Origin of the sequence: Bordetella flabilis, from assembly GCF_001676725.1 — a bacterium.
In the GTDB taxonomy this organism is placed as follows: Bacteria; Pseudomonadota; Gammaproteobacteria; order Burkholderiales; family Burkholderiaceae_B; genus Bordetella_C; species Bordetella_C flabilis.
In genome coordinates, this window is the sequence record NZ_CP016172.1 from 4,997,539 (window position 1) to 5,011,763 (window position 14,225).

Genomic DNA, 14,225 nt, shown 5'->3' on the forward strand with positions numbered 1-14,225 from the left:
TGTTTCCTCTATCGATGCGATGGCGCGATACCGGCTATTCCGGCTTGATGCCGGCATTCTCCATCACAGTGCGCCAGCGCGCGATTTCGTCGTTTACCAGCTTGGTGGCCTGCTCCGGCGTATTCCCTACGGGCTCAAGCGCCAGTTCCTTGAGCTGGGCCTTCATTTCAGGCGTGGACAGCGTCTTCACCATGGCGGCATTCAAGGTATCGATCACCGGTTTCGGCGTGCCCGCCGGCGCCGCGAAGCCCACCCAGAACTGCATGTCCATGCCGGGCAGGCCCACTTCCTTGGCCGAGGGGACATCCGCCAGCGCATCGATGCGATGGTCGCTGGCGACCATCAGCGCGCGCAGCTTGCCGGCACGGATCTGCGACAGGGCCGTGGGCACCGATGTGATCATGGCCTGGACCCGGCCCGCCATCAGGTCCTGCATCGCGGCACCCGCCCCACGGAAGGGAATATGCGACATCTTCACGCCCGCCAGGCTGTTGAAGAGTTCGCCGCCAAGGTGCGTATTCGTGCCGACACCGCCCGACCCGAAGAAATACTTGTCCGGGTGCGCCTTGACCAGCGCGATGAACTCCTGCACGGTCTTGGCCGGTACCGAGGGATGGACCACCAGCACGTGCGGCACCTGTACCAGGGTGGTGATCTGGGCGAACGCGGTCTTGGGCTCGTACGGCAGGTTCCGTATCAGGCTGGCGGCGATGGCATAGGACATCTCCACCGTCAGCAGCGTGTAGCCATCCGGCGCGGATCGCGCCACCGCGCCCCAGCCGATCACCCCGCCGCCGCCGGTGCGGTTCTCCACCACGGCGGAGGCGTCAAGGATCTGGCTCAATGCCTTGGCCTCCAGTCGCGCGACCAGGTCTGTCGAGCCGCCCACGCTGAAGGGCACGACGAAATTGAGGGGCCGGCTCGGATAGGCATCGGCCGCGGCTGCCGCGCCGGCGAACGTAGCCAGGCAGAACGCCAGCAGGGCGCCGCACAGGCGGCGAAGGGGTCGATGATTCATGATGTCTCCGTGGGCTGTTGTGTTGTGTGGTGCTGTGTTGTGCTTTGGGTGAGATGCCGCGCGCTGCGATGGGATGCGGTGCTGTTGAACAGGTTGGAAGCCGGCCCGCTACTCCATCTTCGTGCCGGAATCGCGCACCGCCTGCCCCCAGCGGTCATACTCGCTCGCCATGAACTTCGCGCAATCCTCGACGCTTCCACCCAGCGTCACGCTACCCTCGGCCGCGAAGCGGCTCTGCGTGGCCGGCTGCTTCAGCGCCTGGTTAACCGCCTCGTTCAAGCGTGCCACCACGGTGGCCGGCGTGCCCGCGGGCGCGACCAGGGCCTTCCAGTCTTCCGCCGAGAATCCGGCATAGCCGGATTCCGCGATCGTCGGCACATCCTTGGCCGCGGGCAGGCGTTCCGGCGAACTCACCGCCACCGCATGCAACTTGCCCGACTGCATCAGCGGCAGCACGCTGGCCGGCGTGCCGAAGTACAGGTCGACCTGGCCGCCCGCCAGGTCCGCCAGCGCGCGGGCCGCGCCGGGATAAGGCACGTGGAAGAACTTGATCCCGGCCTGCTTGGCGAACATCTCGCCCGCCAGGTGGCCGACCGTCCCGATGCCCGCCGACGCCATGTTCAAGGTGCCGGGCTTGGCCTTGGCCGTCGCCACGATGTCCTGCAGCGTGCGATGCGCGCCGCCTTCCCTGACCACCAGGATCATGGGCTGGCCGGCGACCAGGGCCACCGGCGCGAACGCCTTGCGGGCGTCATAGGGCATGGTTTTGTACAGCGATGGATTGATGGCCAGGTTCGAGGTCTGGCCCATGCCCAGCGTCATGCCGTCCGGGTTGGCCTTGGCCAGCAGCCCCAGGCCGATATTTCCGCCGGCGCCGGGGCGGTTCTCGACCACGATGTTCCAGCCGGTCAGTTGCGTGACGGCCTGCGCGATCAGTCGCGACGAGGCATCGGTGCCACCGCCGGGGGGAAAGGGCACGATCAGGGTAATCGGCCCGGCCGGGTAGGCCTGGGCGCGAGCCAATCCCGGCAAGGACAGCCAGGGCGAGGCGGCCATGCCGGCGATCAGGGCGCGGCGGTGTGGATTCATCGTGTCTCCTTCCTGTTGGACATCGTTGTGTGGAACGTTCGAGGGTGTCGAGTACTGCGCCAGGCATGCCGTCGCGATGGCGCTCAACGGTCTTCCGCCTGGCGCGCGCGGATGGCGGCACTCACCGTCTGCCCATAGCGCAGTGCGCCCTCCCAGTCGTGGACGCGGGCGGGAACATGGTCCAGCGATTTTTTCGTCTCGGCGATGGCCACGGCATCGAAGGCCGCGATGCGCGCCGCCAGGGCGTGGGCACGCGGCAGCAGCGCCTCGGTGGGCACGACCTCGTTGACCAGCCCCCAGCGCTCCGCGGTGCAGGCATCGATGCTTTCGGCCGTCAGCAGCAGCCACGCCGCGCGCTTGCGCGGCAACGACAGCATGGCCGTCGGCCCCGCTGCGCTGGCGTACGCGCCCGCCGCCAGTTCGGGACAACCGATGCTCGCATCCCGCGCCGCGATGGCCAGGTCGCAGGAATTGATCAGCGTGACGCCGCCCCCCAGCGCCACGCCATTGACCGCCGCGATGAAAATCGCGGGATGCCGCCGTATCGCCATGTTCAGGTCGATCCATTCCGCGCCAGCGGTATCCGCCAGGCCGGCCGCACGCTCGCGCGCCCGCTCCTTGATGTCCAGCCCCGCGCAGAAACTTCCCGCGGTGCCGGTCAGCACGATGCAGCGCGCGTCGGCGGCCAGGCGCTCGAAGGCCTCCAGCAACGCGGCACGCGTACGGCGGTCCAGCGCATTGCGCTTGGCCGCCCGCGCGATGCGAACGACGGCCCAGGCGTCATGCCGCTCGACGACCACGCAGCCGCCACCGGCATCGGCATCGGCATCGGCATCGGCATCGGCATCGGCATCGGCATCGTTCGAATCCGCCGCGAACGCCGGCCCGCCGGCTTCCTTCACGTCCCCTGGTTCCGTGCTCGACGCAGCAGATTCGGTCCGGCGAACATCGTCCCCGGACGAGTGGCGGCTTGTCTCCATTAGTTTCATTAGATAGAATAGTGTTCTATCTATGATGTACAAGCCCACTGCGAATGTCAATTCCCGGTGGCTTGCGACCCTGCCCATCCATGCCCAGGAAATCCGCCACACCCTCCCTGGCCGACCGCAATGCCGCCGCAGGCGGCGTGGCCGCCGTCGACCGTGCCCTGTCCGTCCTGGGTGTCTTTTCCGCGACCGCGCCGATGTTGGGATTGGCCGATATCGCAGCGCTGACGCAGATGCACAAAAGCACGGTGCTGCGCCTGCTGGCGTCGCTGGAACACGCCCACCTGGTGCAGCGCCAGCCGGACGGCTGCTACGCCCTGGGCGCGGGGATCGTGCGCCTGCACCAGATCTATGCGGCCTCCTTTTCCCTGGAATCCGTCATCATGCCGGCCCTGCGCCAACTGGTCGCGCAGACCAAGGAAAGCGCAGCCTTCCATGTGCAGCAGGGCGACCGGCGCCTCTGCCTGCACCGCGTGGACTCGCCGCGCCCCGTGCGCGACCACATCCGGGTCGGCGACCTTCTGCCGCTGAACCGCGGCGCCGGCGGTCGCGTGCTCATGGCCTTCAGCGGTGCGCATGGTCCGCTGTATACCCGTATCCGGCGCGAACAGGTGGTGGTGCTGGTCGGCGACCGCGTCCCGGAACTGGCCGGCATCGCCGCGCCGGTCTTCGGCCCGGACGGCGGACTGGTGGGCGCCCTCACGCTCACCATGCCGGCCGATCGCTTCGACGCGGCCTATGACCAACCGGTCACGCAGGCGGCGCGCAGATTGACCATGATGCTGGGCGGGCACTATCCGGAGCCGCCGGTCGCCTGATACAAACGCACGCACGATATGAGCGCCCGGAGGGCGCCTTGCGCGATGCCACGCAGGCCGATCGCGTGACGGCGCGGCTCGCGGCGCAGACCCAAAGGCATAGCGACCGCCCATGCTCTGCTCCCCCGGCTGCCGCATAGCGGCGCGGCGTGGCGCGACCTGTTGTGCAGCACGGTCGTTACGCAGAATTACGCCTCTATGCATCGTGGGCATGCCTACACTTTGCTGGCCGTCCTTTTCATTGGCCGTTCCCGCAGGCGTTTTCTTACCAGCCGATCCTATCGGTCCAGCCTTCCGCCGCTGAACGACGCCAATGTGCAGGTCGTGCACATCGCGTACAAAGGCAGCGGCCCCGTACTGGCGGACAACGGCCGTTCCCTCGCCATCGATGCCGCCGGCCATCTCTGGCGCGACCATTACCTTGAAGGAGAGCGATTATGGAAGAGAAGTCGCAAACCCAGCAGGACATCGGGAACATTTCAATATCGGTTCCCGTTCGCTCGTATATCGTGGATGCCGCGATCGACTATTTCGGAAGCCAACAGTGGCAGGTGCAGCTTGGCTCCATGGCAGATCAGGCTTGGGTGAATTGGTATAACAAAGGCCGCCACGAGAATCCCAGCGGCTCTGATTCTTGAGCGGGACGGCGGCAGGCATGGCGGCCCTGCAGGCGCTTGCTGCCGACAGCTGCTGAGCCGGAAAGACGCAACTCGACCGCGGAGCCCCGGCCAGGCAAAACACCTGTGATCCTGGAAGCGGCAGGCCGCGGCCTGCCCTAGATGCTATTGCCGAACGCGTAACGGATAAGCCGCTCGGCCTGCGCCCTCGCGCGCTCGTCATCGTAGGACAACCTGAGCTTGATCGCCTTCACCACCAGTTCGAATATCCCGTTGTTCCGGAACACATGAAGAACCCTTTCGACCTTGTCCTTGCGGCGCTGGCAATCCGGAGCATCGGTTTCCCGGATCACAAGGTTGACCTTGTCGAAGGCCAGGCCGATATTGAACAACCAGGCGCGTACCGTCAGCGGATTGGTCGGCAACGCGACCCCGTCCGGCCCATTTACCAAAATGCGTTCCCCGTCGGCAATCATCTTGTTGTACGCCGAGATCCGCGTGGTCATTTTGGCATCGAAGGGCGATACGTCGGGAGTACCGCCAGCAGCGCCATCATGCAGAGCCGCAGGGGTGGCGACCTCGGCGTCCGAAGACGAGTAACGATAGCCGGCGGACCGGCTCGTGCTGTTTACCCCATCGGAAGATCGGCCCGCGTGACTGAAGTTGGACATCGACCTTTGCATCGAAGCCTGCAGGTCACGCTCGAAACTGTCCATGAGCCAACCCGCGCGCGGCTTATCGGGGCCTTCCTCGGCTTCCAGGGATGGAGCGAAAGCGGCGATGTTGGAAAGGGAAGCGGAAGAAACAACGGTCATGGTTGCGTCGCGCCTGAAACGATGGAGACGCTACGTGGGAAACGCCTTGCTTTCGTTCCGCCGGCTGCGCGGGACACGTCCGCCGCGCAGAAACAAAAAGGCCGGCTGCGGTAGCACAAGCCGGCCTTTCGTTTTGTCTTTCCAGGGATTCTTGGTGGGCGGTACTGGTTTCGAACCAGTGACCCCTGCCGTGTGAAGGCAGTGCTCTACCACTGAGCTAACCGCCCAAGAGAGACCGCGATTCTAGCACGCGATTTTTCGCGCATGCAAATCGCGGTCGGCCATGCGGTTATGCAGCCTGCCGCTCTTCGGCAGGTGCCGGATCCCATTGGCGCCACAGGCAGGCGCCGTTCACGGACTTGTCCAAGGCGCCCAGGTAGGCGGCGTGTTCGGCGAGTTCTTCGTCGCTGGCGCGGATCACCGGCAGCACGGACGCATCGAAGCGCGTCAGCAGCAGGCCTTCCGATCCCCCTTCCTGGCTCGCGTTGTCAACGTCGATCAGCAGCGCGTCCTGGCCGCGGGTCATCGCCAGCCAGACTTCGCCCAGCAGCCGCGCGTCCAGCAAGGCGCCGTGCAGCGTACGGTGCGCGTTGGAGATACCGTAGCGCTCGCACAAGGCGTCCAGGGAATTGCGCTTGCCCGGATGCAGCGAACGCGCGTGCAGCAGGGAATCGGTGATGGTGGTGCAGAACTCGTGCATGGGCGCCCTGCCCAGGCGCGCCAGTTCGGCATTGATGAACTTGGTATCGAAGGCGGCGTTGTGGATGATGACTTCCGCGCCATCCAGGAAGCGCACGAGATCCTCGGCAATGTCCTCGAAACGTGGCTTGTCCGCCAGGAATTCCGTGGTCAGGCCGTGCACCGCCAATGCTTCCGGATCGCTGTCGCGGTCCGGATTCAGGTAGACGTGCATAGTGTTGCCCGTCACCATGCGGTTGACGATTTCAAGGCAGCCGATTTCGACGATGCGATGGCCCTGTGCGGGCTCCAGGCCGGTGGTTTCGGTGTCGAGGATGATCTGACGCATGGCGGTAGTGTACCCGTCCCTACGCCGCCTTGCCGCGCCGCGCCGCGTCCACGCCCATGTTCGCCAGCTGGTCGGCGCGCTCGTTGCCGGGATCCCCGGCATGGCCGCGCACCCAGCGCCACGACACGTCATGGCGGGCCACCTGCTCGTCGAGCAGCCGCCACAGGTCCGCGTTCTTGACAGGCTTCTTGTCCGCGGTGACCCAGCCTCGGCGCTTCCAGTTCGCCAGCCATTCCGTCATGCCTTTCATCACATACTGGGAATCCGTATGGATGGTCACGGCGCATGGCCGCTTCAAGGCGCCGAGACCCTCGATCACCGCCAGCAATTCCATGCGGTTATTGGTGGTGGCCAACTCCCCGCCATGCAGGGTTTTCTCATGCGGACCGGCACGCATCAGTACGCCCCAGCCGCCCGGCCCCGGATTGCCCTTGCAGGCGCCATCGGTCCACATTTCCACCGACTCCGGCTCTGGTCGTGCATCGGCCATGCTTTTCGTGTCCGTCATGGCATCCATGCCTGTCCCGCTGTTCGTTTTGGTCAAAACCCTGATTTCCTGCATTCGAATCAAACATTATCCCCGTTGCCATTACAGCAAGGGCTCACACAGGGCCCGAGCGGTGATTGGCCACCACGGAAGCGGCCGGCGCGGCCTTGCGCTTTTGCTTCCAGGCAGGGCCGATCAGGCGCATGCCGGCCACGCGCTTCACCGCCGACACCATATAGACCGCCCCGCACACCGCCCACCAGCGGTCGCCCGCCGCCTCCATGAAACGCCAGCGCTGCAGCCATACATCGGTGCGGCAGGCGGGCGAATAACACCCGAAACGGCCGCGATCGACCTCGAAGGACAGCAGCTTGAGCCAGTCCTTTACCCGCACCAGCGACACCTGCGCCGATGGCGCGTGGGGCAGCCACGGCTCCATGCCCGGCATGCGGTTGCGCGCCCCCCAGAGGCTCCAGGGATTGAAACCGGAAATCACTACGCGGCCCTCGGGCATCAGCACCCGCTCCACTTCCCGCAGCACATCGTGGGGCGCGTCGGTGCATTCGAAGGCATGGGGCAGTACCAGCAGGTCGATACTCTGCGAAGCGAAGGGCAAGGCGCGCGGATCGGCCAAGGTGCAGGCCTGCCAGCGCGCCGCGGCATCGGGCTCGGGCATCACGGTGCCCACGTAGGCCTTGAAGGGCATGCGGTTCGCGCGCAGCAGATCGAGCTCCGCCAGCCCGACCTGCAAGGCGTTGAAGCCGAAGACGTCGGCGACCACGGCGTCGAACTGGGATTGCTCCCAACGCAGCACGTATTGACCGGGTGGCGTCTGAAACCATTCAGCCAGTTCTACAATCGGCGCACTTTCTTCTGCCACGCTATAGGTTCCTTAGATGATGCAAGCCACTTCCGCCCGCGCAGACGTCCATGCATCCGGTCCTGATCGCCGCCCGCCCGGCCCCGGGCAGCACGCATTCCCGGAAGGGAACGCGCCGTCACGCGGCGGGGCGGACGAGGATACTTCACTGGTGCCGCTGCCGGCGTTCTCGGACAACTACATCTGGCTGCTGCGCCGCCAAGGCCTGGCCGCGGTGGTCGACCCGGGCGACGCTGAACCGGTACTGCGTGCGCTGCAGGCCGACGGGCTGCAATTGCGCGCCATTCTACTCACGCACCACCACAACGACCATGTGGGCGGCGTGCTCGAATTGTCGCGCGCCACGGGGGCCGTCGTATATGGCCCTGCGGGGGAAATCCTGCCGCAGTGCGATTTTCCGCTCAAGGAAGGCGACACGGTCGAGCTGCCGGAGCTGGATCTGCGGCTGGACGTCCTCGATGTACCGGGGCATACGGCGGGCCATATCGCCTATGTGGGCCGTGCCGTGGGCCTGGAGCCGCTGCTTTTCTGCGGGGATACCCTGTTCGCGGGAGGCTGCGGCCGGCTCTTCGAAGGCACGCCGGCCCAGATGGCGGCGTCGCTGGCGAAATTCGTAACATTACGGGCTGAAACACAAGTTTGCTGCGCACACGAGTACACTCTCGGCAACTTGCGCTGGGCACTGGCCGTAGAACCGGACAACCGCACCCTGCAACAGTGGTACGAGCGGGCCCAGCGACTGCGCGAGCGCGGTCTTCCCACCCTGCCTTCCACAATAGGGCTGGAACGGGACACCAATCCTTTCTTGCGCGCACAGCAAGTTGACGTTGCCAAGGCTGCCGCAGTATGGGCTGGGCGTTCGCTAACCTCGCCAGTCGAAGTATTTGCCGTACTTCGCGAATGGAAAAACAACTTCAAGTGATTACCCAATGAAATTGTTCCGACTCATTTTTCCTGTGCTGGTGGCCGTACTGGCCGGATGCGCAGGAACGTCGCACAAGCAGGCAGACCTCACAAGCACACAACTCGACGCCAACCAACCGGGGTATCCGACGCGCTACGTCGCCACCGTGACGTCGCGCACCATCGATCTCACCCACCCCTCGCGCGACGTCTGGGACCGCATCCGCCGCGGTTTCGCCATCCCCAACCTGCATAACCCCCTGGTCGATCAGTGGACCGACTATTACGCCTCGCATCCTGAAGCCGTGCAGCGCATGGCTGAGCGCGCCGGCAAGTACCTCTACTTCATCACCGACGAAATCAACCAGCGCGGCATGCCCACGGAATTGGCGCTGCTGCCCTTCGTCGAGAGCGCCTACAACCCGACCGCCCTGTCGCGCGCCCAGGCCTCCGGGCTGTGGCAGTTCGTGCCCGCCACCGGGCAGCATTTCAACCTGAAGCAGGACTGGTGGCGCGACGAACGGCGCGACCCCATCGCTTCCACCAATGCGGCGCTCGATTACCTGGACAAGCTGTTCGAAATGCAGGGGGACTGGTATCTGGCCTTGGCCTCCTACAACTGGGGCGAAGGCGCGGTGCAGCGCGCGATGGCCAAGAACGAGGCCGCCGGCCTGCCCACCGATTACCTGTCGCTGTCGATGCCCGAAGAAACCCGCAACTACGTGCCCAAGTTGCAGGCCATCAAGAACATCGTCGCCAACCCGGAAAAATACGCGGTCGTCCTGCCGCCGGTCAGCAACACGCCCTACTTCGCGACGGTGCGCAAGAATCGCGACATCGACGTGGAGGTCGCGGCGCGCCTGGCCGAAATGCCGCTGGACGAGTTCAAGGCGCTCAACCCTTCGTTCAATCGTCCGGTCATCCGCGGCGAACACGCCAGCAACCTGATCCTGCCGGCGGACCGCGTGGCGATCTTCAACGCCAACCTGGACAACTACAAGGGCCAGTTGTCGAACTGGAAGGTGTACGAAGCCCGGCGTGGCGAATCCTATGGCGCGATCGCCAAACGCTTCGGTATCAGCGAAGCGACGCTGCGCGACATCAATGACATTCCCGCGCGGCAGAAGCATGCCTCGGCGCAGCGCCTGCTGGTGCCGTCGCAAGGCGGCGTGCAGCTCGCGTCGCTGGACACGGCGGGCTCCGCGCCGCAAGCTCCGGCGCGGACCGGCAGCGTGCGCAGCGCCACCGCGCATGTGGCATCGGCCAAGATGAGCGCCCCGCGGCCCAATGTGCGCCAGCACAAGGTGCGGTCCGGCGACACGCTGTTCTCGCTGGCGCGGCAGTACAGCACCACCGTGGACGCGCTGCGCGCGCTGAACAACCTGAAGGGCAACAACCTGAAGGTAGGCAGCACCCTGCGCGTGCCGGGCACCAGCGTGCGCGGTTAGCCCCGGCTTACGGCGCGGCCCGTGCCGCGCCCTGCTCAGCCCTGCAACGCCGGCGCCTTGCGCCGGCGTTTTCACATGGGGCGGCGTCCGCGCGCATCACCTAAAATAGCGGTTTTCCTGGACTGTCATTCAAGGACCACACATGGGCTTTCTCGCCGGCAAACGCATACTCGTCACGGGCGTGCTTTCCAATCGTTCCATCGCGTATGGCATCGCCCGGGCCTGCCATCGGGAAGGCGCGGAACTGGCCTTTACCTATGTCGGAGACCGCTTCAAGGACCGCGTAACGGAATTCGCCAACGAATTCGGCAGCGATATCGTGCTGCCCTGCGACGTCGCCGAGGACGCGCAGATCGAAGCCGCGTTCGCGCAGCTGGGCCAGCGCTGGGACGGCCTGGACGGCCTGGTCCATTCCATCGGCTTCGCGCCCCGCGAGGCGATCGCCGGCGATTTCCTCGACGGCCTGTCGCGCGAAGGCTTCCGGGTCGCGCACGACATCTCCGCGTATAGTTTTCCCGCGCTGGCCAAGGCTGCGCTGCCGCTGATGAAAGGCCGCAATGCCGCGGTGCTGACGCTGACCTACCTGGGTGCCGAACGCGTGGTCCCCAACTACAACACCATGGGCCTGGCCAAGGCATCGCTGGAAGCCAGCGTGCGTTACCTGGCGACCGCGCTGGGCCCCCTGGGCATCCGCGCCAACGGCATTTCCGCCGGTCCGATCAAGACCCTGGCTGCCAGCGGCATCAAGGACTTCTCGTCCATCCTGAAGTTCGTCGAAGCCCACGCGCCGCTGCGCCGCAACGTCAGCATCGATGACGTCGGCAACGTCGCGGCGTTCATGCTTTCGGACCTCGCCAACGGCGTCACCGGCGAAATCACCCATGTGGATGCGGGGTTCTCGACCGTCGTCCCCGGCATGGAGTAGGCAGCCCGGGTCAGTCGGCGTGCAGCCCCATGCTGGCCGTCAGAGCGCCGAAGCGGTCGATATCGGCCTCGATCAGCGCCTGGAACGCTTGCGGCGTGCTCGCCGTGGGGCTGTAGCCCAATTGCAGCAGGGCGTGGCGCATCTCCTCGCGCCGCATGATGGCCGCTACCGCGGCATTGATACGCGCGACGACGACGGCGGGTGTGGCCGCCGGCACCAGGAGGCCATGCCATTGGTCCAGCGCATAGCCAGGATAGCCCTGCTCCGCCACCGTAGGCACCGCCGGCATGAGGTCGGAGCGCTCGGGTGAGGTCACTGCCAGCGCGCGCAGTTTTCCGGACGCCAGGAACGGCGCCGCGCTGGACGCCGTGACGATACCCATGCCGACCTGGCCGGACAGCGCATCGGCAAGGGCCGGACCGCAACCGCGATAGGGCACATGCTGCAAGGCGCGCCCGCTGGCCATGCGCAGCATCTCGCCGGCCAGGTGTTGCGGCGTCCCATTGCCGCAGGAGGCATAGCTGACCGGCTTGCCGCCCGGAGCGGCCGCCGCGAGCAGGTCGTGCAGGTCGCGAAACCGCGATGCCGCCGGGACCACCAGTACCGACGGCACGAAGGCCACGTTGATCACGCCCTTCAAGTCATCGCGCGGCGAGAAAGGCAGGTCGCGATACACGCCTGGATTGATCGCGTACGAGCTGTTGACCATCAACAGCGTATAACCGTCCGGGGCGGCCTGGGCCACGTCGCGCGCACCGATATTGCCGCTGGCGCCAGGACGATTCTCCACCACCACGCTCTGGCCAAGGTCATGCTGCAAGGCCGCGCCAAGACGGCGCGCCAGCAGGTCGGTGCCACCGCCCGGCGGGAATGTCACCACCACGGTAATAGGCCGCGAGGGATAATCGGCGCCGGCCTCTGCCGGCCTTGCCGCGCCGGCGTGGCCGGCCTGCTCGCCGCTACGCGCCACGCTGGCCCCCAACGCAGCGGCGATCACGCATGCCAGCGCCAGGATGCCCGCGCGCGGCGACCACCGCAAAAGGCGTCGCGCGACGCGTCCGAGCCGGTTCATGATCCGCCCCCTCAGACGTCAAGGCCGATGTCGAGCACGCGGGCGCTATGGGTGATCCAGCCGATGGCGATCAAATCCACGCCCGTGGCCGCGATCGCCGGCGCGGTGTCGGGCGTGACCCCGCCCGACGCCTCGGTGATCGCGCGGCCCTTCGCCATGGCCACGGCCTGGCGCAGTTCGTCCAGCGACATATTGTCCAGCAGCACCGCCTCCACGCCCAGGCTCAACGCTTCTTCCAATTGCGCCAGGGTGTCGACTTCCAGCTCTATCTTGACCAGATGGCCCGCCGCGGCCCGCGCACGGGTCACGGCCTGCCGTATGCCGCCGGCCAGGGCGACGTGGTTGTCCTTGATCAGCATGGCGTCGTCCAGCCCGTAGCGGTGGTTGCTGCCTCCGCCCACCCGCACGGCGTACTTCTGCACGGCCCGCATACCGGGCATGGTCTTGCGCGTGCACGTCACACGCGCGCCATAAGGCCGGATGGCGTCCGCGATTTCCGCGGTTGCGGAGGCCACGCCGCTCAGGTGGCACAGGAAGTTCAGCGCCGTACGCTCGGCGGTAAGAATGCCGCGCGCCGGCCCCGACAAGGCGGCGATTTCCCTGCCCGGCTCCAACCGCGCGCCATCGCGCAGATGCGGCACGAACTGGATGGCGGGGTCGACCAGCGTGAAGGCGAGGCGCGCCAGGTCGAGCCCCGCCAGTACGCCAGCCTTGCGCGCCACCAGGCGCAGGCGCGACCGCTGGTCGGCGTCGACGATGGCGTCCGTGGTGATATCGCCCGCCCGGCCAAGGTCTTCCAGCAAGGTGGCGCGGACCAGCGGCTCCAGCATGATGGCGGGCATGGCAGGCGGCAGGTGGGCGCGCGCGGTATCTGCGGCGCCGGACGCTGCTTCCCTGGGCTGCCCGGGGGCACGCAGGCCGGAGGCGTCGGAAGCGAAGGCGGGATGGAGCGAGTTTATGCTCATATTGAGTCTTAATCGGGCGGGTTTGTCGGACGCACTTATACTATTTCTGAGCATAATTCCTTGTCAACGAATTTGTGAGCCGGCTTTATTCTTTTTGGGCAGGGGCTTATTCCGGTGGCGAATTAGCCGCTCCGCCAACAGTCAGACCGGATGCGGTTCGCGGGCCAATGGAAGCTTGCTGCCGGATATCGCGCGTTCCAGCATCACGTCGCGGCGGAACCGGAAAAGCTTGGCGGGGCGTCCGGCGGCGCCCTGGGTCATCTCGCCCGTTTCCTCGACCAGTTCCTGCTGCTCGATCAGGCGGCGGAAATTCTGCTTGTGCAGGCCTCTACCGGCCAACGCTTCGACGCTCTGCTGCAATTGCAGCAGTGTGAAGGCCTCGGGCATCAATTCGAAAACGACGGGCCGGTACTTGATCTTGGCGCGCAACCGCGCGATGCCGGTGGCCAATATGCGCCGATGGTCATGCACCATGGGCGTGCCCGGCAGCGCAGGCCTGATCGGGCGCTGCCCGGACTCAGGAACCAGTCCCGCTTCGTAGAGCAGCTCGTACCGCTGCAGCACCATGTCCTCGTTCCAGGCGGCCCCATCCAGACCGAAGGTGATGGCGATGCGCTCGTAGCGGCGGCCGCGCTGCGCCGTCGGCCCGCCGGCCGCCCAACGCCGCAGCCGCGGTTCGACGATGCCGGCCACGAACGCCGGCACGCCGTCGCGCCGGTCCTCCCATGGAAAATACCGATACCAGCTTTGCCAGCCGACGCGGGCAACGCCGGTGTGTCCCATTTCCCTGGTTAAACCCAGGTAGCTCACCGAGATGATCCGTGTGTCAGCGTGCTCGGCGCGATCGCGGTCGGCAAAGGTATACAGCTGCTCGACGTAACCCAGGGGATGATGGGTCTGGGCCTCCACCCAGGCTCTCAGGCCTGCCTGCAGGGAGCGATGCGCGAACTGGAATGGACCGGCCGGCAAGGCGCGCGCGTCTTCCGTCGTCAGCACGCGTGGCTCGCCGTCGGTCACGGCCACGAGTACGGCAACCAGTTCGGTGGAAACGCGGTCTACAGTGGGTTCGGTCAAGGGTGCGCGTCTATGGCGACGAGGCCGGGCCAGCGGCGGATGGCACGCGCGGTGCCGGCATAGGGCCACCGCCCGCGCGGCATCGCATTATACGAGGCGCG

Annotated in this window: 15 protein-coding genes and 1 tRNA gene; 5 read left to right on the forward strand and 11 right to left on the reverse strand. The window is 66.2% G+C overall.

Going from position 1 to position 14,225, the window contains the following annotated elements; all coding sequences use genetic code 11:
* Nucleotides 1-34: 34 nt before the first annotated feature.
* From BAU07_RS22280 to BAU07_RS22290, 3 genes are all read right to left on the reverse strand, one after another.
* The gene (locus BAU07_RS22280) at nt 35-1,018 is read right to left on the reverse strand and encodes a Bug family tripartite tricarboxylate transporter substrate binding protein (RefSeq protein ID WP_066662628.1); all 984 of its coding nucleotides are present in this window, start codon (nt 1,016-1,018) and stop codon (nt 35-37) included.
* Between the two features lie 108 nt (nt 1,019-1,126).
* Nucleotides 1,127-2,107 (reverse strand): Bug family tripartite tricarboxylate transporter substrate binding protein, encoded by a 981-nt coding sequence (locus BAU07_RS22285; protein WP_066662631.1) that lies wholly within the window; start codon nt 2,105-2,107, stop codon nt 1,127-1,129.
* 83 nt (nt 2,108-2,190) lie between these two features.
* On the reverse strand, nt 2,191-3,009 hold the full coding sequence (locus BAU07_RS22290; protein WP_066662633.1) for an enoyl-CoA hydratase/isomerase family protein: 819 nt from the start codon (nt 3,007-3,009) through the stop codon (nt 2,191-2,193).
* 167 nt (nt 3,010-3,176) lie between these two features.
* On the opposite strand from BAU07_RS22290, the gene BAU07_RS22295 reads away from it, so the two are divergent.
* Both BAU07_RS22295 and BAU07_RS22300 read left to right on the forward strand, forming a co-directional pair.
* On the forward strand, nt 3,177-3,911 hold the full coding sequence (locus BAU07_RS22295; protein WP_066662634.1) for an IclR family transcriptional regulator: 735 nt from the start codon (nt 3,177-3,179) through the stop codon (nt 3,909-3,911).
* A gap of 437 nt (nt 3,912-4,348) precedes the next feature.
* Nucleotides 4,349-4,549, forward strand: a complete 201-nt coding sequence (locus tag BAU07_RS22300) for a hypothetical protein (RefSeq protein WP_066662635.1) — start codon at nt 4,349-4,351, stop codon at nt 4,547-4,549.
* Nucleotides 4,550-4,686: 137 nt separating this feature from the next.
* On the opposite strand, the gene BAU07_RS22305 is transcribed toward BAU07_RS22300, so the two are convergent.
* The 5 genes from BAU07_RS22305 to BAU07_RS22325 form a co-directional block, all read right to left on the reverse strand.
* Nucleotides 4,687-5,343 (reverse strand): hypothetical protein, encoded by a 657-nt coding sequence (locus BAU07_RS22305; protein ID WP_066662636.1) that lies wholly within the window; start codon nt 5,341-5,343, stop codon nt 4,687-4,689.
* 152 nt (nt 5,344-5,495) lie between these two features.
* Nucleotides 5,496-5,570: transfer RNA gene (locus BAU07_RS22310), tRNA-Val, on the reverse strand.
* Nucleotides 5,571-5,632: 62 nt separating this feature from the next.
* Complete coding sequence (dnaQ, locus tag BAU07_RS22315) at nt 5,633-6,370, reverse strand: DNA polymerase III subunit epsilon (protein WP_066662638.1); 738 nt, start codon at nt 6,368-6,370, stop codon at nt 5,633-5,635.
* Between the two features lie 19 nt (nt 6,371-6,389).
* Nucleotides 6,390-6,878: a ribonuclease HI gene (rnhA, locus tag BAU07_RS22320; RefSeq protein WP_415830472.1), complete on the reverse strand. Its 489-nt coding sequence runs from the start codon at nt 6,876-6,878 to the stop codon at nt 6,390-6,392.
* A 94-nt stretch (nt 6,879-6,972) separates the two neighbouring features.
* The gene (locus tag BAU07_RS22325; protein WP_066662641.1) at nt 6,973-7,737 is read right to left on the reverse strand and encodes a class I SAM-dependent methyltransferase; all 765 of its coding nucleotides are present in this window, start codon (nt 7,735-7,737) and stop codon (nt 6,973-6,975) included.
* 148 nt (nt 7,738-7,885) lie between these two features.
* Here BAU07_RS22325 and gloB point away from each other — a divergent pair, with 148 nt between their 5' ends.
* From gloB to fabI, 3 genes are all read left to right on the forward strand, one after another.
* Nucleotides 7,886-8,659, forward strand: coding sequence for a hydroxyacylglutathione hydrolase (gene gloB, locus BAU07_RS22330; protein WP_066665641.1), 774 nt, complete (start codon nt 7,886-7,888; stop codon nt 8,657-8,659).
* Between the two features lie 7 nt (nt 8,660-8,666).
* Complete coding sequence (locus BAU07_RS22335) at nt 8,667-10,088, forward strand: transglycosylase SLT domain-containing protein (RefSeq protein WP_066662643.1); 1,422 nt, start codon at nt 8,667-8,669, stop codon at nt 10,086-10,088.
* Between the two features lie 142 nt (nt 10,089-10,230).
* A complete protein-coding gene (gene fabI / locus BAU07_RS22340; RefSeq protein ID WP_066662645.1) occupies nt 10,231-11,013 on the forward strand; it encodes an enoyl-ACP reductase FabI in 783 nt (260 codons plus the stop codon).
* A gap of 10 nt (nt 11,014-11,023) precedes the next feature.
* Here fabI and BAU07_RS22345 read toward each other — a convergent pair whose 3' ends face one another.
* From BAU07_RS22345 to BAU07_RS22355, 3 genes are all read right to left on the reverse strand, one after another.
* The gene (locus tag BAU07_RS22345; RefSeq protein WP_084025925.1) at nt 11,024-12,085 is read right to left on the reverse strand and encodes a tripartite tricarboxylate transporter substrate binding protein; all 1,062 of its coding nucleotides are present in this window, start codon (nt 12,083-12,085) and stop codon (nt 11,024-11,026) included.
* 11 nt (nt 12,086-12,096) lie between these two features.
* Nucleotides 12,097-12,927, reverse strand: coding sequence for a carboxylating nicotinate-nucleotide diphosphorylase (gene nadC, locus BAU07_RS22350; RefSeq protein ID WP_066665643.1), 831 nt, complete (start codon nt 12,925-12,927; stop codon nt 12,097-12,099).
* A 264-nt stretch (nt 12,928-13,191) separates the two neighbouring features.
* Nucleotides 13,192-14,124, reverse strand: a complete 933-nt coding sequence (locus BAU07_RS22355) for an NUDIX hydrolase (protein ID WP_066662646.1) — start codon at nt 14,122-14,124, stop codon at nt 13,192-13,194.
* Nucleotides 14,125-14,225 lie beyond the last annotated feature (101 nt).